At 72.9% G+C, this 24,289-nt stretch carries 19 protein-coding genes; 9 read left to right on the plus strand and 10 right to left on the minus strand.

Annotated elements, in window-relative coordinates; genetic code table 11:
- Positions 1-149: 149 nt before the first annotated feature.
- The 3 genes from AC3WLZ_RS14100 (at position 150) to AC3WLZ_RS14110 (ending at position 3,610) form a co-directional block, all read left to right on the plus strand.
- Positions 150-1,529 (plus strand): alpha/beta hydrolase, encoded by a 1,380-nt coding sequence (locus AC3WLZ_RS14100; protein WP_492470458.1) that lies wholly within the window; start codon positions 150-152, stop codon positions 1,527-1,529.
- The gene (locus AC3WLZ_RS14105; protein ID WP_412925539.1) at positions 1,526-3,070 is read left to right on the plus strand and encodes a GMC family oxidoreductase; all 1,545 of its coding nucleotides are present in this window, start codon (positions 1,526-1,528) and stop codon (positions 3,068-3,070) included. The genes AC3WLZ_RS14100 and AC3WLZ_RS14105 overlap by 4 nt, the downstream gene beginning before the upstream one ends.
- A gap of 195 nt (positions 3,071-3,265) precedes the next feature.
- Entirely contained in the window at positions 3,266-3,610 is a 345-nt protein-coding gene (locus tag AC3WLZ_RS14110; RefSeq protein ID WP_412925540.1) for a LysR family transcriptional regulator, read from the plus strand.
- 175 nt (positions 3,611-3,785) lie between these two features.
- Here AC3WLZ_RS14110 and AC3WLZ_RS14115 read toward each other — a convergent pair whose 3' ends face one another.
- The 4 genes from AC3WLZ_RS14115 to AC3WLZ_RS14130 form a co-directional block, all read right to left on the minus strand.
- A complete protein-coding gene (locus AC3WLZ_RS14115) occupies positions 3,786-5,426 on the minus strand; it encodes an ABC-F family ATP-binding cassette domain-containing protein (protein WP_492470459.1) in 1,641 nt (546 codons plus the stop codon).
- A 67-nt stretch (positions 5,427-5,493) separates the two neighbouring features.
- A complete protein-coding gene (locus tag AC3WLZ_RS14120) occupies positions 5,494-6,531 on the minus strand; it encodes a class I mannose-6-phosphate isomerase (protein ID WP_492470460.1) in 1,038 nt (345 codons plus the stop codon).
- 103 nt (positions 6,532-6,634) lie between these two features.
- Entirely contained in the window at positions 6,635-8,950 is a 2,316-nt protein-coding gene (locus AC3WLZ_RS14125) for a glycosyltransferase family 2 protein (protein ID WP_492470461.1), read from the minus strand.
- The gene (locus tag AC3WLZ_RS14130; protein ID WP_492470462.1) at positions 8,947-9,885 is read right to left on the minus strand and encodes a WcbI family polysaccharide biosynthesis putative acetyltransferase; all 939 of its coding nucleotides are present in this window, start codon (positions 9,883-9,885) and stop codon (positions 8,947-8,949) included. Before AC3WLZ_RS14130 ends, AC3WLZ_RS14125 begins: the two co-directional genes overlap by 4 nt.
- Positions 9,886-9,953: 68 nt before the next feature.
- Between AC3WLZ_RS14130 and AC3WLZ_RS14135 the strand changes: the two genes are divergently transcribed.
- The 4 genes from AC3WLZ_RS14135 to AC3WLZ_RS14150 are packed head-to-tail and all read left to right on the plus strand — an operon-like array spanning position 9,954 to position 14,042.
- The gene (locus AC3WLZ_RS14135) at positions 9,954-11,087 is read left to right on the plus strand and encodes a glycosyltransferase (protein ID WP_492470463.1); all 1,134 of its coding nucleotides are present in this window, start codon (positions 9,954-9,956) and stop codon (positions 11,085-11,087) included.
- Complete coding sequence (locus AC3WLZ_RS14140; RefSeq protein WP_492470464.1) at positions 11,084-12,220, plus strand: glycosyltransferase; 1,137 nt, start codon at positions 11,084-11,086, stop codon at positions 12,218-12,220. The genes AC3WLZ_RS14135 and AC3WLZ_RS14140 overlap by 4 nt, the downstream gene beginning before the upstream one ends.
- Entirely contained in the window at positions 12,214-13,230 is a 1,017-nt protein-coding gene (locus AC3WLZ_RS14145; protein WP_492470465.1) for a glycosyltransferase, read from the plus strand. Before AC3WLZ_RS14140 ends, AC3WLZ_RS14145 begins: the two co-directional genes overlap by 7 nt.
- Positions 13,227-14,042, plus strand: coding sequence for a glycosyltransferase family 2 protein (locus AC3WLZ_RS14150; RefSeq protein ID WP_492470466.1), 816 nt, complete (start codon positions 13,227-13,229; stop codon positions 14,040-14,042). The genes AC3WLZ_RS14145 and AC3WLZ_RS14150 overlap by 4 nt, the downstream gene beginning before the upstream one ends.
- Positions 14,043-14,121: 79 nt before the next feature.
- On the opposite strand, the gene AC3WLZ_RS14155 is transcribed toward AC3WLZ_RS14150, so the two are convergent.
- From AC3WLZ_RS14155 to AC3WLZ_RS14170, 4 genes are read right to left on the minus strand one after another with little or no spacing between them, the layout of a single operon-like run.
- On the minus strand, positions 14,122-15,804 hold the full coding sequence (locus tag AC3WLZ_RS14155) for a glycoside hydrolase family 13 protein (protein WP_412925549.1): 1,683 nt from the start codon (positions 15,802-15,804) through the stop codon (positions 14,122-14,124).
- 28 nt (positions 15,805-15,832) lie between these two features.
- On the minus strand, positions 15,833-16,750 hold the full coding sequence (locus AC3WLZ_RS14160) for a carbohydrate ABC transporter permease (RefSeq protein WP_492470467.1): 918 nt from the start codon (positions 16,748-16,750) through the stop codon (positions 15,833-15,835).
- Entirely contained in the window at positions 16,747-17,661 is a 915-nt protein-coding gene (locus AC3WLZ_RS14165; RefSeq protein WP_492470468.1) for a carbohydrate ABC transporter permease, read from the minus strand. Before AC3WLZ_RS14165 ends, AC3WLZ_RS14160 begins: the two co-directional genes overlap by 4 nt.
- The gene (locus AC3WLZ_RS14170; protein ID WP_492470469.1) at positions 17,658-18,986 is read right to left on the minus strand and encodes an ABC transporter substrate-binding protein; all 1,329 of its coding nucleotides are present in this window, start codon (positions 18,984-18,986) and stop codon (positions 17,658-17,660) included. Before AC3WLZ_RS14170 ends, AC3WLZ_RS14165 begins: the two co-directional genes overlap by 4 nt.
- A 91-nt stretch (positions 18,987-19,077) precedes the next feature.
- On the opposite strand from AC3WLZ_RS14170, the gene AC3WLZ_RS14175 reads away from it, so the two are divergent.
- The gene (locus AC3WLZ_RS14175) at positions 19,078-20,307 is read left to right on the plus strand and encodes an ROK family protein (protein WP_492470470.1); all 1,230 of its coding nucleotides are present in this window, start codon (positions 19,078-19,080) and stop codon (positions 20,305-20,307) included.
- Between the two features lie 117 nt (positions 20,308-20,424).
- Positions 20,425-21,714, plus strand: coding sequence for an alpha-amylase family glycosyl hydrolase (locus AC3WLZ_RS14180; RefSeq protein WP_492470471.1), 1,290 nt, complete (start codon positions 20,425-20,427; stop codon positions 21,712-21,714).
- A gap of 210 nt (positions 21,715-21,924) precedes the next feature.
- On the opposite strand, the gene AC3WLZ_RS14185 is transcribed toward AC3WLZ_RS14180, so the two are convergent.
- Together AC3WLZ_RS14185 and AC3WLZ_RS14190 are read right to left on the minus strand one after the other, a co-directional pair.
- The gene (locus AC3WLZ_RS14185; protein WP_492470472.1) at positions 21,925-22,575 is read right to left on the minus strand and encodes a response regulator; all 651 of its coding nucleotides are present in this window, start codon (positions 22,573-22,575) and stop codon (positions 21,925-21,927) included.
- Positions 22,572-24,236: a sensor histidine kinase gene (locus AC3WLZ_RS14190; protein ID WP_492470473.1), complete on the minus strand. Its 1,665-nt coding sequence runs from the start codon at positions 24,234-24,236 to the stop codon at positions 22,572-22,574. The genes AC3WLZ_RS14185 and AC3WLZ_RS14190 overlap by 4 nt, the downstream gene beginning before the upstream one ends.
- Positions 24,237-24,289: the final 53 nt, after the last annotated feature.

The following is a 24,289-nucleotide window of genomic DNA, read 5'->3' on the forward strand; positions in this document are numbered from 1 at the left end:
AGTGGGACATGGTCGGCGGTGGAACGGAACAAGTGGCACAGGAGGCAGCGGAACGCCGGAGCCGGACAGGGGCGCGGCGGCTCCTTGCGCAAAAGGTCCCGGCGCGCAAGCGGCCCATCGCCGACCCCGATGTGCGAAAGCGTGAAGGAATGCCGAGCCCGAACGACGTCCCCACCCTGTACCTGCTGCACGCCCTCGGGGCGAGCGCCGGGTCGTTCCAACGGCTCGGCGATGCGCTCGCCGGTCGCGTCGACGTTCAGGGCATCGATCTCCCGGGCTTCGGTTCTGAGACCGCCGCATCGGACACCTCGCTCGATGCCACGGTCGCGCACGTCATCGGCATCCTCCATCAGCGGGCGCGCGGCCGATGGATGCTCGGCGGACACAGCATGGGCGGCAAGATCGCGGCGCTCGTGGCATCCCGGGTGCTCGACGGCACGGCGCCGCTGGTGGGCCTCGCGGGCATGGTGCTGCTCGCCCCGTCTCCGCCGCGCCCCGAACCGATGGACGAGGAGCGGCGCACGCTGATGCTGTCGTGGGTCGACGACGGTGCCATCGCGGAACCGGATGCCGAGACCTTCATCGACCAGAACACCGCGCTGCCCCTCGACCCCGGCGCCCAGAGCCTCGCGCTCACCGACCTCCGCCGCACCTCGCCGACGGCGTGGCGGGCTTGGCTGGAGACGGGAAGCCGCGTCGACGCGCGCGCCGAGGTCGGGACGCTCGATCTCCCGGTGCTGGTGCTCGCGGGCGAGGACGACGCCGACCTCGGCGCCGCCGCGCAGCCCGGACTCCTCGCCGAGGTCTACCCCCGCGCACGGTTCCACGCCCTCGCCGACACCGGGCACATGATCCCCCTGGAGCGTCCGGCCGAGGCCGCGGAGGTCCTCGCCGCGTTCGTCGCCGACGAAGTCCTCACCGGACCCGTCGTCACGGAGGAGTGGGGGCGACTGATCGCCGGAGACCGGGTGGACGACCGGGTGCGTGGCATCCTGAACCGCCGGGCGGTGCCCGACGACCGCGGGTACGCCCCGCGCGTGCTCGATTTCGCGCAGCTCACGCTCTTGCGCGAGATCGCGGACCTCGTCGTGCCGCAGGACGGCCCCGCGATCGACATCGCCGCGCGCGTGGACGCGCAGCTCGCCCGCGGCGAGGGGGACGGGTGGCGCACCGACGGCCTGCCGCCCGACCCCGAGGCCTACCGCGCGGGGCTCGACACGCTCGCGCCGGTCTGGGCCACCGACCCCGCCGAGCGGGAGACGGTGTTGCGGGCGGCGATCGGGGGCGATGGCCCCACCGACGGACCCCTGGATGCCGCGCTGCTCGCGGCGTGGCTCGAGGACGCCCGCGTCGACCTGGTGCGGCACTGGCTCGCGCACCCCGCCAGCATGGCCCGCACCGGATACGACGGCTTCGCCACGGGCGGTCGGGAACCCATCCGTGGCTACGTGGAGCTGACGCTCGGGCGACGCGAAGACTGGGAGCCCGCCGGGGTCGGCGGCACGATCGCGACGGGAGACGCCGCATGAACCTCGACGGCATGCGGACGCACGGGACCGACGACATCGTCGACGTGGTCGTGGTCGGGACGGGCGCCGGCGGCGCTCCGCTGACGGCCGAACTCGCCCGCCGCGGACTGTCGGTCGTGGCGCTCGAGGCGGGACGCAACTTCGACCTGGACGATCTCACCCCCGACGAGACCGAGGCCGTCGAGATCAACTGGATGTCGGAGCGACTCAGCGGCGGTGACGACCCCACCGCCTTCGGCCCCAACAACAGCGGCCGCGGCGTCGGCGGGTCGACGCTGCACTGGGGCGCGTTCACCCCGCGTCCGGACGCGCGCGACCTGAGGCTGCGCTCCGAGACCGGCGAGGGCCGCGACTGGCCGCTCGACCCCGCCGAGCTGCTGTCGTACGTCGCTCGGGTCGAGGGCGACATCGGCGTCTCCGGCCCGACGCCGTACCCGTGGGACCCCGACCGCTCGTACGCCTACGCCCCGGCCGGCCGGAACGCCCCCGCGACCCTGGTCGCGCGCGGCTGCGAGGCTCTCGGCATCCGGTACGCCGACGCCCCCGCCGCGGTGCTCACCCGCGCTCGCCTGCAGGACCACCACGGCGAACGCCGCGCGTGCATCAATTGCGGCGCCTGCCACCAGGGATGCCGTGTGGATGCCAAGGCCACCACCGCCAACACCTACCTCCCGGTCGCGGTGGCGCACGGGGCCGAGATCCGCACCGGCGCGATGGTGCACGACATCGAGCTCGACGCGCGCGGGCACGTCGCCGCGGTCGTCTACCGGCAGGACGGCGTCGACGTGCGCCAGCGCTGCCGGTCGCTCGTGCTCGCGGCCGGCGGCGTCGAAACGCCGCGCCTGCTGCTGCACACCGGTGTCGCGAACGGCAGCGGGCAGGTCGGCCGCAACTTCCTCGCGCACGGAGCGACGCAGGTGTGGGGCCTGTTCGACGAGCCAGTCCGCGGGCACCGCGGCTACCCGTCGTCGCTCATCACCGAGGACATGCTGCGCCCCGCCGACGCCGACTTCGCCGGTGGTTACCTCGTGCAGAGCCTCGGCGTGATGCCGCTGACCTTCGCGACCACGCTCGCCCGCGGCGGCGGTCTATGGGGCCGCGACCTCATGCGACGCCTCGACCAGGCGCAGCACATGGCGGGCATCGGCATCAACGGTGACTGTCTGCCGTCGGACGGCAACCGCCTCGAGCTCGCCGACGAGACCGACGAATTCGGCATCCCGCGCGCCCGGGTCACCTACACCGCGGGGCCCAACGAGAAGGCGATGGACCGGCACGCGACCGCATTCCTGCAGCGGGTCATGGAGGCGGCGGGGGCGAGCGAGACTCTCGTGCTCGCCCGCTCCGCGCACACGATCGGCACGGCTCGGATGTCGACCGACCCCGCCGACGGCGTGGTCGACGGCGACGGCCGCTCGCACGAGATCCCGAACCTGTGGATCTGCGACAACAGCATCTTCCCCTCGGCGCTGGCCGCGAACCCGGCGCTGACGATCATGGCGCTGTCGCTGCGCACGGCCGACCGGTTCCTCGCGGCCTGACGCCGCGGGCCGGGCGCCGCGGGCCGGGCGCCGCGGGCCGGGCGCCGAGCGCACACAATCGGGTCGAGCGCACACGCTCGGGGCGTCTCGAACGTGTGCGCTCGGCCCGAATGTGTGGCCTCGACCCGTGGGCGGCCCGGGGCGGACCGGGCGCGGCGGGGGCCGGGGTGGATGCGGCGGGGGAGAATGGATGCCATGAAGCTCGCGCACCTCGTCCGGTTCGCCGCCCTCGCCGAGGAGCTGCACTTCCCGCGCGCGGCCGAGAAGCTCGGCATCCCGCTCGCCTCGCTGTACACCACGGTCGACAAGCTCGAGGAAGAAGTGGGGCAGCCCCTGGTGTCGCGGACGCCGCCGACACGGCTGACCCCGGCCGGCGCGCTGCTGCTCGACGAAGCGCACGCCCGGATCGCCGATGCGCCTCCGCAGGCCTCCGCGGCGCCGAAGGCCCGGGGCGGCAAGGCCAAGGCATCCAAGGGCACGGGCCGCGCCCCGATCGTCAAGGGCCAACCGAAGCCGTACAAGAAGCGCCAGGGTCGCTGACGCGTCCGCACGTCCGCACGTCCGCGCGTCCGGCATCCGGCATCCGGCATCCGGCATCCGGCAATAAACGCTTGCTGCACTGGGAAACGCTCGCAGCGCGCGTGTCTGAGTGCAGGAAGCGTTTATCGCGGGAGGGGCGGCGCGGCCGACCGCCGCACCGGCGCCGACCGTCGCGTCACAGCTCCGACACGCGACCCGACTCGACGCGCCAGTGGCGGTCGGTCTGGACGGCGTCGAGCATGCGGCGGTCGTGCGTGACGAGCAGAAGCGTGCCCGTGTAGGACTCCAGGGCCTGCTCGAGCTGCTCGATCGCGGGCAGATCGAGGTGGTTCGTCGGCTCGTCGAGCACGAGCACGTTCACCCCGCGCGCCTGCAGCAGCGCGAGGCCCGCGCGCGTTCGCTCCCCGGGCGAGAGCCCGTCGACGGGGCGGGTCACGTGGTCGGCCTTCAGCCCGAACTTCGCCAGCAGGGTGCGCACCTCGCCCGCGGCCATCTCGGGTACGAGCGCCTCGAACGTCTCGGCCAGCGGCCGCTCCCCCACGAGCAGCGACCGGGCCTGGTCGATCTCGCCGATGGCGACGCTCGACCCGAGCGACGCCGAACCCTCGTCGGGCGTCTGACGACCCAGGATGCCACGCAGCAGCGTCGTCTTCCCGGCACCGTTCGGCCCGGTGATGCCGATGCGCTCGCCCGCGTTCACCTGGAGCGAGACCGGCCCGAGGGTGAAGGTCCCCTGCCGGAACACGGCACCGGAGAGCGTCGAGACGACCGAGCTCGACCGCGGCGCGGCGCCGATCGTGAACTCGAGCTTCCATTCCTTGCGCGGTTCCTCGACCTCGTCGAGCCGCGCGATGCGGCTCTCCATCTGCCGCACCTTCTGCGCCTGCTTCTCGCTGGACTCCGCCGACGCCTTGCGGCGGATCTTGTCGTTGTCGGGCGCCTTCTTCATCGCGTTGCGCACGCCCTGACTCGACCACTCACGCTGCGTCCGCGCGCGGGCGACGAGATCGGCCTTGGTCTCGGCGAACTCCTCGTACTTCTCGCGGGCCTGGCGGCGCAGCGTCGCCCGTTCCTCGAGGTACGCGTCGTAGCCGCCGCCGTACACGCGGTGCGAGTTCTGCGCGAGGTCGAGCTCGAGCACGCGCGTCACCGAGCGCGCGAGGAACTCTCGGTCGTGGCTCACGAGCACCACCCCGCCGCGCAGGCCCGTGACGAACGACTCCAGGCGTTCGAGGCCGTCCAGGTCGAGGTCGTTCGTGGGCTCGTCGAGCAGGGCGATGTCGAAGCGCGAGAGGAGCAGTGCCGCCAGGCCGACCCGCGCCGCCTGTCCGCCGGAGAGGCCGGTCATCAGCGCGTCCGGGCCCACGTCGAGGCCCAGGTCGGCGAGCACCACCGGCATCCGCTCGTCGAGGTCGGCCGCGCCGCTGGCGAGCCAGCGCTCCAGCGCCGTCGAGTAGGCGTCGTCGGCTCCCACGGCCTCGGGGTCGCCGAGGGCGGCGGCCGTGGCATCCATCTCTCTCGTCGCCTCGGCGCAGCCGGTGCGCCGCGCGATGTACTGCGCCACCGTCTCGCCCGCGACGCGCTCGTGCTCCTGCGGGAGCCAGCCGACGAACGCGTCGGACGGGGCGAGCGCGACCGTGCCCGCGAGCGGCTCGTCGACGCCGGCGAGCAGTCGCAGCAGCGTCGACTTGCCGGCGCCGTTGGCGCCCACGACACCGATCACGTCGCCCGGCGCGACCGTGAGGTCGACGCCCTCGAACAGCGTGCGGTGGCCGTAGCCTCCCGCGAGTCCCTGGGCGACGAGCGTGGCGGTCATGCCTCGATTCTCCCAGGGTCGTGGCTCAGCGACCGCGCGCGCGAGCGGGATGCCGACCGCCTCGCGGTCAGCGCACGCCGCCGGCGCGGAGCGTCCTCGGCCAACCGGCCCCGGGGGCGGCGACGAGCACTTCAGCGTCGCCCGTGAGACGCCAGGCGCCGAAGGCGTACGGCACGGCGTACGCCTGGCCGCGCTCGATCTCGACGCGCCCGACCTCGGAGACGAGCGCCCCGCCACCCTCGGTGACGAGGACGACCGCGAAGCCCGCCTCCCGGGGGGCGGTCTCGCCGGCGGCGTCGAACAGGCGGAAATACGGATCGGCCGCGGCGGGTAGCAGCGAGCGGAACGCCGCCTCCGCCGGAGTGGTTCCCGCCGTGCTGATGAGGGCGTCGAGCGCGTCGGCATCCAGCGCCTCGGTCGAGACCGCGGGCATGACGGCGTCGAAACCGAGGTCGAGGTGCGATTCCTCGCGGGTGGAGGTCGTCACCGACCACTCCAGCAGGATCGAGAAGTCGGTGGGCTCCTGCACCTCCGCCAGGAAGATTCCGCCGTCGAAGGCGTGAACCGTCCCGGCGGGCACGAGCACCCCCATGCCGGGTCGCACGACGACGCGGTTCATGTGGGCGAGCATCCATTCGCCGTCCTGCGCGTCGCGCCGGCGATCGAGTTCGTCCCGGTCGACGGACCGACTCCACCCGACGTGCACCGCGCACTCGCCGTCGGTCTCGAGCACGTACCAGGCCTCGGTCTTGCCGTAGGGGCAGTCGAGGTGGCTCGCGGCGAAGCCGCGGTCGGGGTGGACGTGAACGGGGAGACGCTGACCGGCGTCGATGAGCTTCGTCAGGATGCCGACGTCGCCGGCATCCCGTCCTGCGCGGGCACCCACCCATGCGCCGCGGTCGGCACGCACGAGATCGCGGAGGAGGGTGCCGTCTTCGGTTGCGGCCAGACCCACGCCGTCGGACCCGAACCGCGCCACGGTGGAGCCGAGCCACTCCTCGGGCTGGTGGTCGGTCTCGGGCTCGATTCCGCGCAGCGCGGCGAGGCGATGGCCGCCGAGATAGAAATGCTGCACGGGCCGGGGCGGCAACAGGAGGGGATTCACCGGTGACTCCGATCGGTCGGGGGACTCGGCGACGTCGCCGGTCCGTTCCAGAACTACCGCACGGGCGCCGGGAGGGCGCGCGGGCTCTCCGCGTGACGGTCGCTCACGTGAAGCGGTCGAGACCGCCCCACCCGCCCACCCAGGCCTCGAGGTGGGGCTCGTCGCGCAAGACGTGGATGCCGGATGCCACGAGCTCGCCCGTCGTGAACCCGACCTCGGCGCCCCATCGTTCCGCGCGACGGCGGGCCCGCCGCGCGACGGCTCTGCCGACGGAGGTGCCGTCGGCAGAGCGGATCTCGAGCCACCCCTCGTCGCCCTGCCCGAGCTCGGCGAGGCGGGATGTCAGCGGCTCGCCGTCGTCGAGGAGGATGGGTCGCTCGAGCCGCCAGACCACTCGGGCGTCGGGGACCGCGCCCGACCGGACGCGGGGATCCGCGGCGAGCGCACGGGCGGAGGGAGGTGCGTCGAGAACGATGACGGCGCGGGGGAAGGCCGCGAGCACCGAGTCGACGCAGAGGAACGTCGCCGCGTCCGTATGCTCCCCCGCGAGGTGTACGACGAGGTCGGGCGTGGCGGGGAGCAACCCTCGCCCGGCGGAACCGGCGACGGGGATGTCCGCGGCGAGGCGCAGCGTCTGGTCGTTGCCCTCGCGGACGCGGTCCCGGTCGCGACCCGACCAGTCGGGGCCGTCGTGCCACGCCACCGCGTCGGGGACGTGCGCGAGGACGGCACCGGCCTGCCAGGCACGGTGCACCCACTCCCAGTCCTCGCCGCCGTACGACGTGAACGATTCGTCGAAGCCGCCGATCTCGTCGAAGAAGGCACGGGAGCAGGCCATGACCGCTCCGATCACATGGCGGTAGGAGCGGTCGTCGGCGCGCAACAGGTTGTCGGTGCGCGCGTACTCCTCCCGCAGCCACGCGGGCTCGGGGAGCTCTCGATCCGGTCCCGCCTCCGCGACCGCGACATCGGGGCCGAGGCCGGCGAGGTCGGCGTGCCGGCGGCGCCCCACCGTGACCGCCTCCGGCACCAGCGCGGGCAGGCGCGTGAGCGCCCGGACGTAGCCGGGTTCGGGGGTCGTATCGGCATCCAGGAAGCACACGACGTCGCCGGTGCTCGCCGTGACGCCGAGGTTGCGTGCGGCCGCCGCGCGGAACCCCCGGTCGGCCTGGCGCACGAGCGTGACACTGTCCGGCACCACAGGCGCCTCGGGCGAACCGTCGTCGGCAACGACGATCTCGAGTCGGTCACGGGGGTGGTCCTGCCGCGCCAGGGCCGCGAGGGTGCGGGCGAGCTCCTCGGGCTGGGCGTAGTGCGTGACGATCACGCTCACCCGCGGTGGCTCGGGCTCCTCTCCCGCGACGAGATCCCACCGGTTCCCGACCACCCAGCCCTGGTCGCCCGGCGACGGGTGTCCGGGACGCTCACCCGGAGGGGAGGCGGCGGGGGCGGGCAGGGCGGCCCACCACGCCAGGTACGCGCGGGCGACATCGGCGGGGCCGACGGGGACGGGATGGATGCCGTGCCACGTGGCATCCGCGTCGTCCGCCGCCGTGCGCACCGCGGCGGCGAGCGCGGACGGCTCGACGGGCAGGAGGGTGCCGGGCCGGAGAGCTGCCACCTCGTCGACGTAGCGGTTGCGGACGGCGATCGGGCGGCGGCCCCACCCGATCCACGACGCCAACGACCCCGACGCGGAGACATGCCGGTGGGCGATGACCGGGACCGAGATCGCGCGAGCCCGCTCCGCCATCGCTTCATCGTCGAGCCACCCGGTGACCTCGACGGCGACCCCGGCGTCGGCGGCGCGGCGGACGAAGGCCTCGAGGTCGACGGCGTGCCCGTCGGAGGCCCGCCCCAGGATCGTCATCCGGCCGATCCCGGCTTCCACGGCTGCGGCGAGCGCCTCGTCGTGTCCCTTCCCGGGGTAGAAGTACCCGAGGACCCCGACGGTCCCGTCGGGCTGAGGACGCGTCCCCTCGGCGAGCGCGGGTACCGGCAACGGCACGACCTCGACGGGCCCGCGCCAGACGTCCTCCTCGACGAGCAGGTCGCGCTCGTGCGCGCTGTTCACCGCGACGGAGTGCGCGGCCCGCGCGACGGCGGCGTAGAAGGCCCGGCGCCGCGGGCGGTTGCGCTCCCCGTCCGAGGCTTGCGGCACGTCGTGCAGCGTGACGGTGACGGGATGCCGACGCGCCAACGCCGTGAATCGTTCGGTCGCCTCCTCGGGCGACGCGCCCCACTGCCGGTCGGTGACGTGCACGTGCACCGGCGTTCCGGCCGGAAGCTGCGCCAGGTCGTCGAGGGTCGCGACGTCCCACGTCGGGTCGAGGGTGCGCACCTCGGCCGCGACCGCGCGCGCGTAGGCGGCCACACCGTGCGGACCGGGCGGCGCGAGCAGAACCGGACGCACGCTCATGCCGCGCGCCACCGGCTCAGCAGCGGCGCGAGCCGTTCGACCGCGGTCGTGACGAACTCGGGGTGCGCCACGTACCACCGGCGGTGCTCCTCGGCGACGGTGTCGGCGGCGAGCGTCTCCCCCGCGACGATCCAGTCGCGCCGGGGTTCGGCATCCAGGCCCCACGCCTCGACCACCCACGGCTCGAGCGGCGCCTGCACGCCGGCGAGGATCGGGCGTCCGGGGTCCACCGCGGTGCCGGGGGCGCCCAGGGCCGCGACGATCCGCGCGCCGAGCGGCAGGAACACGGCGTTGCCGGGGTGGTTGACGGTGCGGGCGAGATCGGCCACGACCGGGGCGTAGAGATCGGATGCCACGACGTCGACGCCGAGGTCTTCGCGGCGGCGCAGCTCGGCGACGGAATCCTCGGCCACCGCGCGCACGACGGAGGGGGCGAGAGCGGACGCCACCGGCAGACCCGCCGCCTCCGCGAGCAGGCGGACGTCGTGATAGGCCACGAGCGGCGGGTCCTCCTCGACGCCGGGCACGCGGATCGCGGCCTGGAAGGGCTGCAGCCCGCCGTAGCGGAGCGAGGGGACCACGACGGTGCGGGCGCTCGCGGGCAGCGCCGCGCGCAGCTGCGCGGTGCCGAGGGGAAGCCCGCGGTAGTCGTCGCGGATGGGTTGGACGATGAGGAACGCCGCCCCGGCCAGCAGCCGGTGCAAGCGCTCAGCGTCGGCGGCATCCATCTCGTGCACCGCGGGAACCCGCACCCCGGGATGGGCGTCGTTCGACACGACGAGCCGGATCGATTCGGCCTGGCAGTTGCCGACCACGACGCCGTACCCCTCGGGCGCGGGCGCGTCTCCGAAGAATTCGGCGTAGTGCCGCCGGCGCGCTATCACCGCCGCGGTGTCGTCCGCAACCACTGCTGACCCGTCGTGACCGCCACTCATGATGTGAACGTACGCCGTCGCCGCCGACGCCCGGGAAACCGCCGCCTTCGCTTGCGACTGTCCGGGCGATGCGGTACGCGACACGACCGACGCAGCCAGGAGGACCACAGATCGACGCCGCAGCCCCTCGCCGGATCCGGGTCGCCGCCGTGCCCGCCGGGCACCCGTACACCCGCGCCGTCACGGACGAGCGCTTCGTCGACCTCCGGTCCGACCCGCCCCCGCCCGGCGCCGCCCCGGGTCAGTGGTGGCCGCCGCAGGTGCTGCTTCCGTCGTGGATCGACGCCCACGCCGACGAGATCGACCTCGTCCACGTCCACTTCGGCAGCGAGTCGTACTCGCCGGACGAGCTTTCGGCGACGGTGGATGCCATCCGGCGGCGGGGCCTCCCCCTCATCTACACGGTCCACGACCTGGAGAACCCGCAGCTGACCGACCAGCGCGCGCACCGCGCCGCCCTGGCCGTTCTCATCGCCGGGGCCGATGAACTGACCACTCTCACCGCCGCGACCGCGGCCGAGGTGGAGCGCGACTACCGCCGTTCGCCCGCCGTCATCCCCCACCCGACCCTCGTCGAGGACGGGACGCCGCCGGCGGGGCGGTCGCATGGCCCGACCCGCGTCGGCGTGCACCTGCGCGACCTCCGGCCCAACATCGACGGCGTGGGCACCACGGCGACCCTGGTCCGCGCGGTCGCCGACCTCCGTGCGCGCGGCGCGGACGTCGAAGCGGTGGTGCGACTGAACGAGCACGTGCGCGACGTCGAGGCCGCGGCATCCATCGACGCCCTCACCGCCAACGCCGACGGGGTCACGCTGGAGCGGTCCGCTCGGCTCGATGACGACGCGCTCGCGGAGTGGCTCGCCGACCTCGACGCGTGCATGCTCCCCTACTCGCACGGCACGCACTCCGGCTGGGTCGAGCTCTGTTACGACCTCGCCGTTCCCGTGATCGGGACACGTGTCGGCCACGTGGCCGCACAGCACCCCCACGACTTCCACCTGTTCCAGGTCGGCGACCCCGTGTCGTTGGAACGGGCGATCCTGGATGCCACGGCACCGGACTGGTCGATCCCGGGCTCCGACGCGCGCGGAGCCGAGGTCGTCCGCCGGCGTGTCGAACGGCTCGACGAGCGCGAGCGGGTCCGCGCAGCGCACGTGGCGCTGTACCGCCGGTCGCTCCGCACGGAGCACGCGGCATGACCCGGACGATGAACCGCATGCGGGTGCTCGTGGTCGCGCCCTCGCGCTACCCCCTGCGCCAGCCCCACGCGGGAGGCCTCGAGGCGACGGTGTGGGACCGCGTCCGTTGGCTGCGGGACCGCGGACACGAGGTGACCCTGTGCGCCGCGGAGGGCTCGGACTTCCTCGGCGAGGCGCCCGAGTTCGCCCTCCCCGCCCCCGAATGGTCGCGGGTCGAGGACGCCACCGACACCGGCTACCCCGAGGGGTACGCCGCGGCGACGGAGGCGGCGCACGAGGTGCTGCTCCAACGCCTCCGGGCCGACCGGCACCGCTTCGACGTCATCGACAACCACAGCCTGCACCCCGCCCCGATCCGCTGGAGCAGGGATGCCGACATCCCCGTCGTGACGACGCTGCACACGCCCCCGCTCGAACCGCTCCTCGAGGCAGCTGCGTACGCCCGCGGCAGCGCGCACCGCTTCGTCGCGGTCAGCCAGGCCACCGCGCGGGCCTGGTCGGTCGAGGGTGTCGACGCCTTCGTGTTCCCCAACGGCATCGACACCGACCGATGGACCCGCGGGCCCGGCGGCTCGCGCTGGGTGTGGTCGGGGCGGATCGTGCCCGAGAAGGCCCCGCACCTGGCCATCGAGGCGGCGCGCATAGTCGACGCCGAGATCGTCGTCGCCGGGCGGATCGGCGACGTCGACTACTTCCAGCAGGAGGTCGCTCCGCGGCTGGGCGATCACGCCCGCTACGTCGGCGCCCTGCACCAACCCGACCTCTGCCGGCTCGTCGGCGCGTCGGCCGTCGCGCTCGTGACGCCGATGTGGGAAGAGCCGTTCGGGCTCGTCATCGCCGAAGCCCTCATCACCGGCACGCCCGTCGCCGCGTTCGACATCGGCGGCGTGTCGGAGGTGCTCGCCGGGATGCCGGGCACGGCCGCCGTCATGCCCGGCGACGTGACCGCCCTCGCCCACGCGGCGCGCGAGCTCGCGCTCGAGGGAGAACGCGAACCCCTCACGCGGGTGTGGACGCGCCGCGCCGCCGTCCGCGAGCACGCCCTGAGCCGCCGGTACCGCGACATCGAACGGGTGCTCGCCCACACCGCACAGCCGGCCGCGGAGCGCCGTATCCCGGCGGTGTCGTGGTGATCGGCTGGTACGTCCACCACCACGGATTCGGGCACGTCGCCCGCTTCCTCGCCGTGCACCCGCACCTGCGGGGACCCGTGCGCGCGTTCTCCTCGCTCCCCCGACCCTCGGGGCTCGGCGACGAGGTCGAATGGGTGGCCCTCCCCGACGACGCCGACATCGTGGACCACGAAGACGGAACGCGGCTCGACCCGCGGACGGCGGATCCCACCGTGCGCGGGGCGCTGCACTGGGCTCCGCACGACCACCCCGGCCACCGCGCCCGCCTCACCCGCATCGCCGAGCGCGCGGCCGACGTCGACGCGATGGTCGTGGACGTCAGCGCCGAGGTCGTCGCCTTCGCGCGACTGCTCGGGCTCCGCACCGTCGCGGTGACGCAGCCCGGCGAGCGGACCGACGCGGCGCACGCCCTCGCCTACGACCTGGCCGACCGGATCCTCGCGCCGTGGGCGCACGGGGCGGTGCCCGCCGGCGCACTGTCCAGTCGCACCGATCGGGTCGTCTGGACCGGCGGGATCTCACGATACGACGGCCGTCCCGCCGAAGAACGGTCCGCCGAGGGAGCGGATGCCGAGAGATCGGTGCTCTTCCTCGGTCGGGTGCTCGACGACGACGTGCTCCGAGAGGCAGAGGAGCTTCTGACCGCGGTCGGGTGGCGCACACGCGCCGTCGGACACGACTCCGACTCGCGCGTCGACGACCCCTGGCCGCTGCTCACCTCGCACACCGTCGTCGTCAGCGCGGCCGGGCAGAACAGCGTCGCCGACCTCGCCGCGGCGGGGGCGCACGCGGTGGTCGTCGCCCAGGACCGCCCCTTCGACGAACAGCGCCACACGGCCTGCGCGCTGCACCGGTGGGGTCTCGCCCGCGTCGCCCCCGAGGACGTCGACGCCGCGGGGATCGTCGCGCTCGTCGAGGACGCGGCGACCGACCACCCCGACTGGTCGCGGTGGCAGGTGGCGGGGGCCGCCGAGCGCGCCGCCGAAGCCGTCGAGGCGATGCTGCCGTGAGGACCGCGGTCCTCACCGTCGCCTCCGCCGCCCGCCGCGCCCACCTCGAACGCCAGCGGACGGTACTCGCCGAGGTCGCGCCCGACGTCGTGCGGGTGGAGGCGTTCCTCGACGAGACGCCGCCGAATGGCATCCGGGATGCCGACACGCGAACCCTGCACGTGCCGCCCGGGCCGCACGGACTGCGCGTGGGGGCGGGGCGCAACGCCGCCGCGGCAGCCGCGATCGCGGAGGGCGCCGAGCTGCTCGTCTTCCTGGACGTGGACTGCCTGCCCGGACCTGAGATGCTCCCCCGGTACACCGAGGCGGCCCTGGCACACCCGGGCGCGCTGCTCGCCGGTCCCGTGACGTACCTCGCGAGCGTGCAGCGGCCCGAGATCGCCGATCTTCCCGCCGTGACGCGCCCGCATCGGGCCCGACCCGCGCTTCCCCCGGGCCAGACCCGGGTCGCCGGCCCCGACGAGTACGACCTGTTCTGGTCGCTGTCGTTCGCCCTCACCCCCGCGACGTGGGAGCGCCTCGGCGGCTTCCACGACGCGTACGAGGGCTACGGCGCCGAAGACACCGACCTCGCGTGGACCGCACGGGCCGCCGGCATTCCCCTGGTGTGGACGGGCGGGGCGGATGCCTATCACCAGTGGCATCCGGTGTCATCACCGCCGTGGCAGCACCTCGACGACATCCTCCGCAACGGCGCAACGTTCCACCGCCGCTGGGGCATCTGGCCGATGGGCGGCTGGCTCGAGGCCTTCGCCGCCGCCGGTGCGATCGAGCGCCGCGGCGACTCCTGGGTGCGCGTTCCGAGCGCGTGAGGGGTCAAGAATTGTCGCTTCGGCAGCGTCCGAAGCGACAGATTCTGACCCCTCACGCGAGAGAGACCGGGTGCGGGAGCTAGGCGCTCCGCAGCCAGGCCGTCGCCTCGCCGGGCAGCGTGCCCTCCGTGGCGGGAGCGCTCGACAGCAGCACCTCGCCCGCGGAGAGCTCCACGGGCTCGGCGCCGAAGTTCGTCACGACCGTCCAGCCGTTCGGCCGCGAGAACGCCACGACGTCCTCACGGCCGAGGTCGAGCCACTCCAGCTCCTCGGCCGTCTGCAGCTCGTGCCGCAGGTCGAGGGCGCGGCGGTAGAGCGACAGCGTCGAGGCCGGGTCGCCGTCCTGGCGGTCGACGGCGTGCGCGGCGAACCACTCCGGCTGCGGCAGGTGCGCCGCGGTACCGCCGAAGCCGAACGCGGGCGCTTCCGCCGCCCACGGCAGAGGCACCCGGCATCCATCGCGCCCGATGTCGACGCCGGGGCTGCGGAAGAACGTCGGGTCCTGCCGCGCGGCGTCGGGGATGTCCGCGACCTCGTGCAGGCCGAGCTCCTCCCCCTGATACAGGTACGCGGAGCCCGGCAACCCCAGCACGAACAGGGTGGCGGCGCGCGCGCGGCGCTCGCCCCGATCGGCGTCGAGGGTCGGCTCGGTGCCGCCGGAGAGCAGCCACCGGTTGCCGTGCTTGAGCGTCGGACGGCCGTCGGCGGCGCGGTCGGCGTCGGGCAGTCCGTACCGCGTGGCGTGGCGGACGACGTCGTGGTTGGAGAGCACCCACGTCGTCGACGAGCCCGACTCCGCGGCGAGCGCGAGGTTGTCGGTGACGATCCGGCGGAACTGGGCCGCGTCGAAGTCGGCCTCGAGCAGGTCGAAGTTGAACGACTGACCGAGGCTCTCGATGCTCGCGTACAGCGGCACGCGCGACGGGTGCACCCACGCCTCGGCGACGGCGGTGCGCGGCGGGTCGTAGGAGTTGAAGACCGCGCGCCACTCGGCGTACACCTCGTGCACGTCGTCGCGATCGAGGAGGGGGTGATTGCCGTCCTGCGGCATCGCGGCGAGCTCGGCCGCGGAGGGCAGCGGCTCGGTGAGGTCCTTGGTCAGCATGTGGGCGACGTCGATGCGGAACCCGTCGACGCCGCGGTCGCTCCAGAAGCGGAGGGTCTTCACGAAGTCGGCGCGCACCTCGGGGTTCGCCCAGTTCAGGTCGGGCTGCGAGACGTCGAAGTTGTGGAAGTACCACTGCCCGTCGGCGACCCGCTCCCACGCGGAGCCGCCGAACACCGAGTGCCAGTCCGTCGGCGGCTCGGCACCGTCGGGGCCGGTCCCCTCACGGAAGATGTACCGGTCGCGCGCGGCGGAACCGCGGCCGGCGGCGAGCGCCTCCTGGAACCAGGCGTGGTCGTTCGAGGTGTGGTTGGGCACGATGTCCACGACGACCCGGATGCCATGGGCGTGCAGCTGCGCGATGAGCTCGTCCATGTCGGCCAGGGTCCCCAGCCGCGGGTCGACGTCGCGGTAGTCGGCGACGTCGTACCCTCCGTCGGCGAGCGCCGAGGGGTAGAAGGGGCTGAGCCAGATGGCATCCACCCCCAGTTCGGCGAGGTACGGAACGCGCGAGGTGATACCGGGGATGTCGCCGAGGCCGTCGCCGTTGCTGTCGGCGAAGCTGCGCGGATACACCTGGTACACCACGGCCTGACGCCACCAGTCGGGGGCGTCGGAGAGCTCGCGGGCGTGCACGGAGGGTGCGGCGGTGGTCACGGAGGAGTCCTTTCGAGGGGGTGGCGGGTCAGCCCTTGACGGCGCCCTGCGTGACGCCGGCCATCACCCATCGCTGGGTGAAGAGGTAGGCGACGATCGCGGGGGCCATGGCCATGAGGTACGAGGCGAAGGCGACGTTGTAGTTGTTGCTGAACTGCGTCTGGAACAGGTTCTGACGCACGGGAAGCGTCTGCAAGGCCGGATCGCTGATGATGAGCGAGGGCATCATGAAGTCGTTCCACGCGTACAGGAAGGCGAAGATCCCGACGGTGGCGCTCATCGGGGCGAGCAGCGGGAAGATGAGCTGCCAGAACGTCTGCCAGGTCGTGGCACCGTCGATGCGCGCGCTCTCCTCGAGCTCGAGCGGGATCGAGCGCAGGAACGCGGTGAACAGCAGCACGCTGAAGCTCAGCTGGAACATCGTGGCGAGGATGATCACACCGAACGGGTTGTCGAGCCCGACCCGGCCGGTGAGCTGGATCTGCGGCAGCGCCACGACGGGGAACGGGATGAACATCGCCGCGAGCAGGTAGAAGAACGAGTACCGGAAGAGCTTGCGGTCCCAGTTGCGGGCGATCGCGTACGACGCGAACGCGGCGAGGACGATCGTCGCCACGACCGTGCCCGCGGTGACGAGCAGCGAGATGGCGAGACCCACGGGGAACCTCGTGAGCGTCCACGCCTGGACGAACCCGTCGAAGCTGATCGGCGCGGGGAACGAGAAGGCGTTTCCGTCGACGACCTGCGCTCCGCTCTTCAGGGCCATGGTGACGGTGACGTAGAGCGGGAGGAGCACGGTGACGGCGCAGAGCACGAGGATCGTCGTCGTCGACCAACTGATGCGTTCCGTGCCGACGCGGCGGAAGCGGGCGCCCGAGCGGCGGCGGGACGAGACGGAGAGCTCGGCCTGCTCGAACGCGAGCGCGGGCTGGTTCACGGCGGTCATGACAGGGTGTTCCTTCCCCGCGTCAGCGAGAGCTGCAGGAGCGAGATGACGACGGCGACGAGGAAGAAGAGGGCCGCGTTGGCCATCTGGTAGGCGTAGTCGCCGCCGTTGAATCCCAAGATGATGGACATCGCGACGCTGCGGGTCGCGGTGCCGGGTCCTCCGCCGGTGAGGCCGACGATGATGTCGTAGGCGTTGAGGAAACCCTTGAAGCCGAGGATGACGTTGATGACGACGTATCCGGCGACCAGCGGCAGCGTGATGCGCAGCAGTTGCTGGACCTTGCCGGCCCCGTCGAGTCCGGCCGCCTCGTACACGTCGCCGGGCACCGAGAGGAGGCCGGCGATGTAGATCAACAGCGTCCCCGGGATCGCCTGCCACGCGGTCACGATCACGATCGCGAGCCAGGCGAGGTCGGGGTTGGCGAGCAGGCTCGACTCCAGCCACGGGATGCCGAGAGCAGACCCGGCCTGCGGCACGGAGTTGCTGAAGAGGAAGTTGAAGACGTAGGCGATGATGATGCCCGAGATCACCATCGGGATGACGAAGACCGTGCGCAGCGCTCTCTTGAAGCGGATCTGCGCGGTCAGACCGACGGCCAGGAGGAACGCCGCGACGTTCACGACGATCACGGTGGCCACCGAGAAGCCGAACGTGAACAGGTAGGCCTGAAGGATCGCCGGGTCGCTGAAGATCGCGATGTAGTTGGTCAGTCCGACGAAGTTCCACTCCCCAATCCCGATCGAGTCGGTGAAGCTGAAGAAGATGCCGATGATGCCCGGCACCGTGATCGCCAGCGTGAACAGGACGAGCGTCGGGATCAGGAAGAAGTAATAGATCGGCTCGACGCGACGGGAGCTGCGGCGCGCGGCCGCCTTCCCGCCGGTGACGATCGTCGTGGTGGTGGTCATCGCACGTCTCCCTCGGCGGCGGAATCGGTGGTCGACGCGGCGGGCTGCCGGAAGGCCAGGCGCGCCCAGTCCTGGTCCATCGTCCGCAGGGTGGCCTCGGGCGAGGCGCCGAGGATCATCGCCTGGGCGTAGTTGAACGTGGGGATCGTCTTGGGGACGAGCACGGACGCGCCCTGGTAGATGCGGCCCTCGTCGTAGTACGGGATCATTCCCGCGACGCGCGGGTCGGTCGGGGCGGGGGCGTCCTTCGTCGGGGCGAAGCCGAGCTGCGACTCGTTGTACGCCTCGATGATCTCCGGCTGGTAGAGGTACTCGAGGAAGTCGCGGGCGGCATCCTGATGCCGGGAGCCCTCGGGGATGATGGCGGCGAGGTCCATGTTGACGCGGACGGCGAGGTCGTTCGGGTCGTTCGTCATCGGGAGCGGGAACGTGCCCAGCGGCAGGTCGGGCGCCGTCTTCGCGATCTCGCCCAGCGCCCACGGTCCCTGCAGGTACATGCCCGCCTGGCCCTGGGCGAACGCGAGGTTGCCGTCGCCGTACGCCCGACTGTCGGCATCCGGATTGGCGTAATTCGTGGCGAGCTCGGTCATGCGATCCATGGCGCCGGCGAAGTCCTTCTCGAAGGACACGCTCGAATCGGGTCCCACCTGGTCGCCCTCGGCCGCGAGCGAGTCGAAGAAGTCGATGACGTCGACCGACCCGCCCACGGCGTAGTCGTACCAGCCCTGGCCGACGGTCCAGTCGTCTTTGAACGTGCCGTAGAAGGGAGCGATGCCGTTCGCTTCGAGGGTCTCGGCGGTCTGGATGAGCTCGTCCCACGTGGTGGGCACCGTGAGTCCGAGGCGGTCGAAGATCTCCTGGTTGTAGATCACCGACGAGGCCATGACCGAGTACGGCAGCGCGCTCGTCCGTCCCGCGCAGACGCCGTACTGGTCCATCAGCGGCTGCAGGTCTTCGCGGACGGTCGCGGCCGCAGCCGTGCCCGAGAGGTCGGTGAGCGCGCAGCGTTGCACGAAGCGGGCGACCTCGTAGTTGTAGTTCGCGAGCATGATGTCCGGCGGGTTGCCGCGGACGAAGCTCGCCGAGACGACGTCGACGCCCGAGGCATCCATCTCGACGCGGACCGTGTCCTGCGAGGCGTTGTAGTCCGCCACCACCTGGTTCATGAACGCGAGGGCTTCGCGCTTGCTGAAGGTGAAGCGGATGGTCTCGCGACCATCGGCCGAGCACCCGGCGAGCATCGCTGCCCCCAGCGCCGCCACCGTCAGCGCTGCGACCCCTCGTCGCACCGTTGCCGTCTTTGTCGACACGTGTCCTCCTCGCATCCTTGCGATCTTGAATCAGTGATTAAATCTACTCGCCAAATCAATGTGTTGACGGCAGTATTGCATCGGGGTCGAAGGGAGTCAAGATTCGATGACGGATGCCACACCCTCGGTGCCCTCGCTCCGACGCCACAGCCTCGACGCCGTGCTCGCTTACGCGTGGGACGCCGAGGCGTTCACCGCGAGCGACGTGATGGCCGCGGTCGCCCTGACCCGCTCGACGACGATCGACGTGCTCGACGAACTCGTCGCGCGCGGGCTGCTGAGCGAGATGCCGAACGCCCGCGCCGTCGGTGAGTACTCCAAGGGGCGTCCCGCCCGACGCTTCGCGCTGCGCGCCGACGCCGGACTCGTCGTCGGGGTGGATGCCGGCCGCGGACACGTCACGGCGACGGTCGCCGACCTGCGCGGCGTCCCGGTCGCGACCTCGCGCCTGTCGATCGACCCGGAGCGCGACTCCCCCGAGCGCCGTCGCCGCGCCGCCGAGAAGGTCGTGGATGCGACCCTCACCCGGGCGCGCGCCTCGCGGGGCGACCTCGTCGCGGTGTGCGTGGGCGTGCCCGCCCCCGTCGACCGCGCCGGCCGCTCGCCCGCCCACCACGACGGCTTCTGGCAGCGGATGAACCCCGACTTCATCGACACCTTCGCCGCGTGGGCACCGGTGATCCGGGTCGAGAACGACGCGTCGCTCGCGGCCGTCGCCGAGCACACGCAGGGTGCCGCCGTCGGGTACGACGACTTCGTGGCGCTGCTCGCCGGCGAGCGTTTCGGCGCCGGGCTGTGGCTCGACGGTCGCCTGCTCCGCGGCGCGCATGGCGGCGCCGGCGAGACGGTCGCGTTCGACCGGGTCGAGGGTGTCGGCAGCGCCTTCGGCCTCGCTCCCCGCACGGTCGACGCCGCGCGGGCGGCGATCGCGGCGGGCACCCTCCCCGCCGGGAGCGCGTTGGCGGACGAGTCCCCGGACGACCTGGATGCCAAGCGCGTGCTCGACCTCGCCGCCGCCGGCGACCCGGGAGCCCGCGCCGTCGCGGCCGAGGTCGGCGGCCAGCTCGCGATCGTGACGGGCCTCCTCGGCAGCCTTTTCGACGTCCGCCGGGTCGTGATCTCGGGCGCGATCGCCGCCGGCGCCGCCCCGATCATCGCCGCGGCGACCGAGTCCCTCCCCGGCGCGCTGCACCTGCCGCCGCCCGAGATCGTGGCATCCCCGCTCGGCGCCGACATCGTCTCGATCGGTGCCGTCGCCGCGGCGATCGAGTCGACCCGCCTGCGCGCGATCGATCTCGGGGCGTTCTCCCTCCCGGCCGAACGCCGAGGCGCGTGAGGGCTCAAGAATTGTCGCCTCCGCCCCGGTCGAGGCGACAATTCTTGACCCCTCACGCACACAGGGGGCGGGCGCAACCCGTCTCCCCGAGCCGACCCCGGCGGATAGCCTCACCCCATGCCCGACTGGCCCGAACACGTTCTCTGGTGGCACCTGTACCCGCTGGGGTTCGTCGGCGCGCCGATCCGTGAGGGCGTCGACCGGGATGCCGAGCCGACGCACCGTCTCGAGCGCCTGGAGCCGTGGCTCGATCACGTCATCGAGCTCGGCCTGAACGGTCTGCTGCTCGGCCCCGTCTTCGCGTCGGAGACCCACGGGTACGACACCGTCGACCACTTCCGCGTCGATCCGCGTCTCGGCGACGACCGCGACCTCGACCGCCTGCTCGCCGCAGCGCGGGAGCGTGGCATCCGGGTGCTTCTCGACGGCGTGTTCAATCACGTGGGGCGCGGGCACCCCGCGTTCCAGGGCGTGCTCGACGGCGGCGACGCGGCGCTGTTCCGCGGCGCGTGGGTCGATGGGCGGTTCGAACCCGAGGTCTTCGAGGGGCACGGGGCGCTCGTGGCGCTCGACCACTCCTCGGATGCCACCGTCGAGCTCGTGGTCGACGTGATGTGCCACTGGCTCGATCGCGGGATCGACGGTTGGCGACTGGATGCCGCCTACGCGGTGCCGGCGGAGTTCTGGGCCCGCGTCCTCCCCCGTGTGCGCAAGCGTTTCCCCGGGGCATGGTTCCTCGGCGAGGTGATCCACGGAGATGGGCCGGCGATCGTCCAGGCATCGACGATGGACGCACTGACGCAGTACGAGCTGTGGCAGGGGATCTGGCACGGGATCGCCGACGGCAACTTCTTCGAGCTGAGCCACGCGATCGATCGCCACGACGAGCTGCTGGCGACGTACGTCCCGCAGACGTTCGTCGGCAACCACGACGTGACGCGGATCGCCTCGGCGGTGGGCGGGGACCTCGTGCCGCACGCCCTCGCCGTCCTGTTCACGGTGGGCGGCACGCCGTCGGTGTACGCCGGCGACGAGTTCGGCTGGACCGGTGTGAAAGAGGAGCGCGAGGGCGGCGACGACGCGGTGCGGCCGCAGTTCCCCGCAAGCCCGGGCGACGTGACCGACGTCGACGACCGCATCCTCGACGCGCATCGCGCGCTCATCGCGCTGCGCCGACGGCATCCGTGGCTCTGGCGTGCCCGCACCGACGTGGTCGAGGTGACGAACACGACGCTCGTGCTGCGCACCGCGGTCGACGACGAGGCGGTGATCGTCGCTCTGAACATCGGCGACTCCCCCGCGTCGCTTCCGGCCGCCGACGCCGCGACGGTGGTCGTCGGCGACGGCGTCCTGCGTGATTCCCGCGCCGCTCTGCCCCCGCACGGCTGGGTCGTGCTGGAGCGCTGAAGAACCTCGTCCCACTTCTGGCGGTGCATGTCCCAGTTCTGGCCACCCACCGCCCCTCCCACCGGCAATATGTGGGACGAGGGGATGCCGGCGCCCGCCGCCTCAGCCCTCCCACCAGCAATAAGTGGGACGAGGGGTGCCGGCGCCCGCCGCCTCAGTCCCTCCCACCGGCAATAAGTGGGACGAGGGGATGCCGGCGCCCACCGCGACTCAGCCGCCGGCGCGGAAGCGGTGCTCGGGGCGGCCCGTCGAGCCGTAGCGGAGTCCCACGGTCACCACGCCCCGCTCGGCCAGGGCGGTGAGGTGGCGCTGCGCGGTCGCACGGGAGATACCGATGCGCTCGGCGACCTCGGACGCCGACGCCTCGTCATCGCCGAGCGCCGCGAGCACGCTCTGCTCGGTCGCGGAGCGCGCGAGCGACGCGCCGTCGCGCTCGCCCCGCATGACCGCGGCCGCGCGGTCGACGTCGTCCTGGGTCAGCGGCCGCGACGTCGCGAGGAGGTTGCGGTACCGCGCATAACGGTCCAGCCGCTCGGCGAGCACGCGCGTGTCGAACGGCTTCACGAGGAACGCCAGGGCTCCGGCCGCGAACGCGCGCCGCACCGTCGCGGCATCCGTCGCCGCCGACAGCACAAAGGCGTCGAGGCCGATCGACCGGACGAGCTCGATCCCGTCGCCGTCGGGGAGGTACACGTCGGCGAGCACCAGGTCGGGGGCGTACGCGGCGATCGCCGTCCGCGCCTCGCCGATCGTGCGCGCGGGTTCCAGCGCCGTGAACCCCGGGCGCGCGTCGACGGTGTCGCGGTGGAGCCCGGCCACCCGGAAGTCGTCGTCGACGACGAGCACACGAATATCGGTCATCTCTCCCCCTCGGTCGCGGGCCGCGGTGCACCCGGCGGTCGCGCAGCCCCTTCGGGGCGCGAGCGCAGCACGCCCGGCAGTCGCGCCGCGACGACGGCGCCGCGGCCGTGCCCACCGGCATCCACGATCCAGACGTCTCCCCCGTGCCGCCGGGCGAACTCCCGCGACAGCGGAAGGCCGACGCCGAGGCCGTGGACCGCGGCGGGGTCGTCCGTACGCTCGCGGGGGGCGAAGGCCGCGTCGACGTCGGCGATGCCGCCGCCGGTGTCGGCCACCGTGAGCACGACGTCGGCTCCGTCTCCGAGCACGGCGACCTCGACCTCGCGGGGCTCGCCCCCGGATGCCGCGGCGCTCACGGCGTTGTCGACGAGGTTGCCGAGCACGGCGACGACGTCCTCCACGTCGTCGACGATCGACGACAGCCAGGTGTCCTCCGAGACCCGCAGGGTCACCGCGCGCTCGCGCGCGGACAGGCCCTTCGCCCCGAGGAACGACCGCAGCATCGCGTCGCCAACGAGATCGAGACCCGGCACGGCCCAGTCGACCGACCCCCGGTCGACGAGGTCGGCGAGGAACGCCCGGGCCTCGGTGACACGGCCCGCGTCGAGCAGGCCGACCGCGGCGTGGACCCGGTTCGCGTTCTCGTGGCGCTGCACCCGCAGCGCGTCGCCGAGCGCCCGCACGCTGTCGAGGCGGTCGGACAGCGCCAAGACATCGGTGCGGTCGCGCAGCACCGCGACGCGGCCGAGGGCCCGCGGGCCACGCCGGACGGGCCGGACGTCGACGAAGACGACGCGTTCGCCGATCGGCATCCCGTTCGGGGCACCCGATCCGGCGAGCGCGACGACGACGGCGTCGGGAAGCCCCAACTCGTCGAGCGGTCGCCCGACCGCCCCCGTCACCCCGAGAAGAGTCTCCGCCGTCGCCGTGCACACCCGCACGACGCCCCTGTCGTCGATCGCGACGACGCCTTCGTCGGCGCTCTCCAGGACGGCGGTCTGCGTCTGCACGAGAGCGACGAGCTCTTCCGGCTGCACCCCGAGTGTCAGCCGCTCGAGGCGACGACGCATGAGCAGCGCCACCGCGACCCCGAGGCCCACGGCCACGGCGACGGCGATGCCGATGCCGATCAGGAGCGCGGGCAGGTCGTCGAACACGCTCGCGCGCTCGAATCCGACGCTCACCTCGCCCACGGGGTCGCCTCCCCCCGGCGGATACACCGGCACCTTGGCGCGCGCGGATTCGCCGAGCGTCCCGGTCTCCCACGTGACGACCTCGCGTCCGGCCAGCGCGTCGGCGAAGCTCGTGCTCACCACCTGTCCCAGACGGTCGGGGTCAGGATGGGCGAGCCGGATGCCGTGGTCGTCGGTGATCACGACGAACAGTCCCTCGGTCCGCGCGGTGACGTCGGAGGCGTAGCGCTCGAGCGTCCCGCCGCGCAGAGCAGCGGCATCCGGGGTTCCGGGGTCCGCGGAGTAGGCGGCGACGAGTTCGCGGACCTCGGGTGCCTCGGCGACCGAGCGGGCGATGTTGAGGGCGGACGAGTCCGCTTCGGCGCGGAGTTGTTGGATGCCGAGCCACGCGAACACCGCGGTGCACACGGCCACGACGGCCACCATCGTGCCGATCTGCACCAGCAGCATCCGGGTGGCGAATCGCATGACACCTCCGGACGCCGTCGTGCGCGAAATGCGCAGAACACACGCTACGCGCA

The organism is Microbacterium sp. FW305-3-2-15-F-LB2, assembly GCF_058787255.1.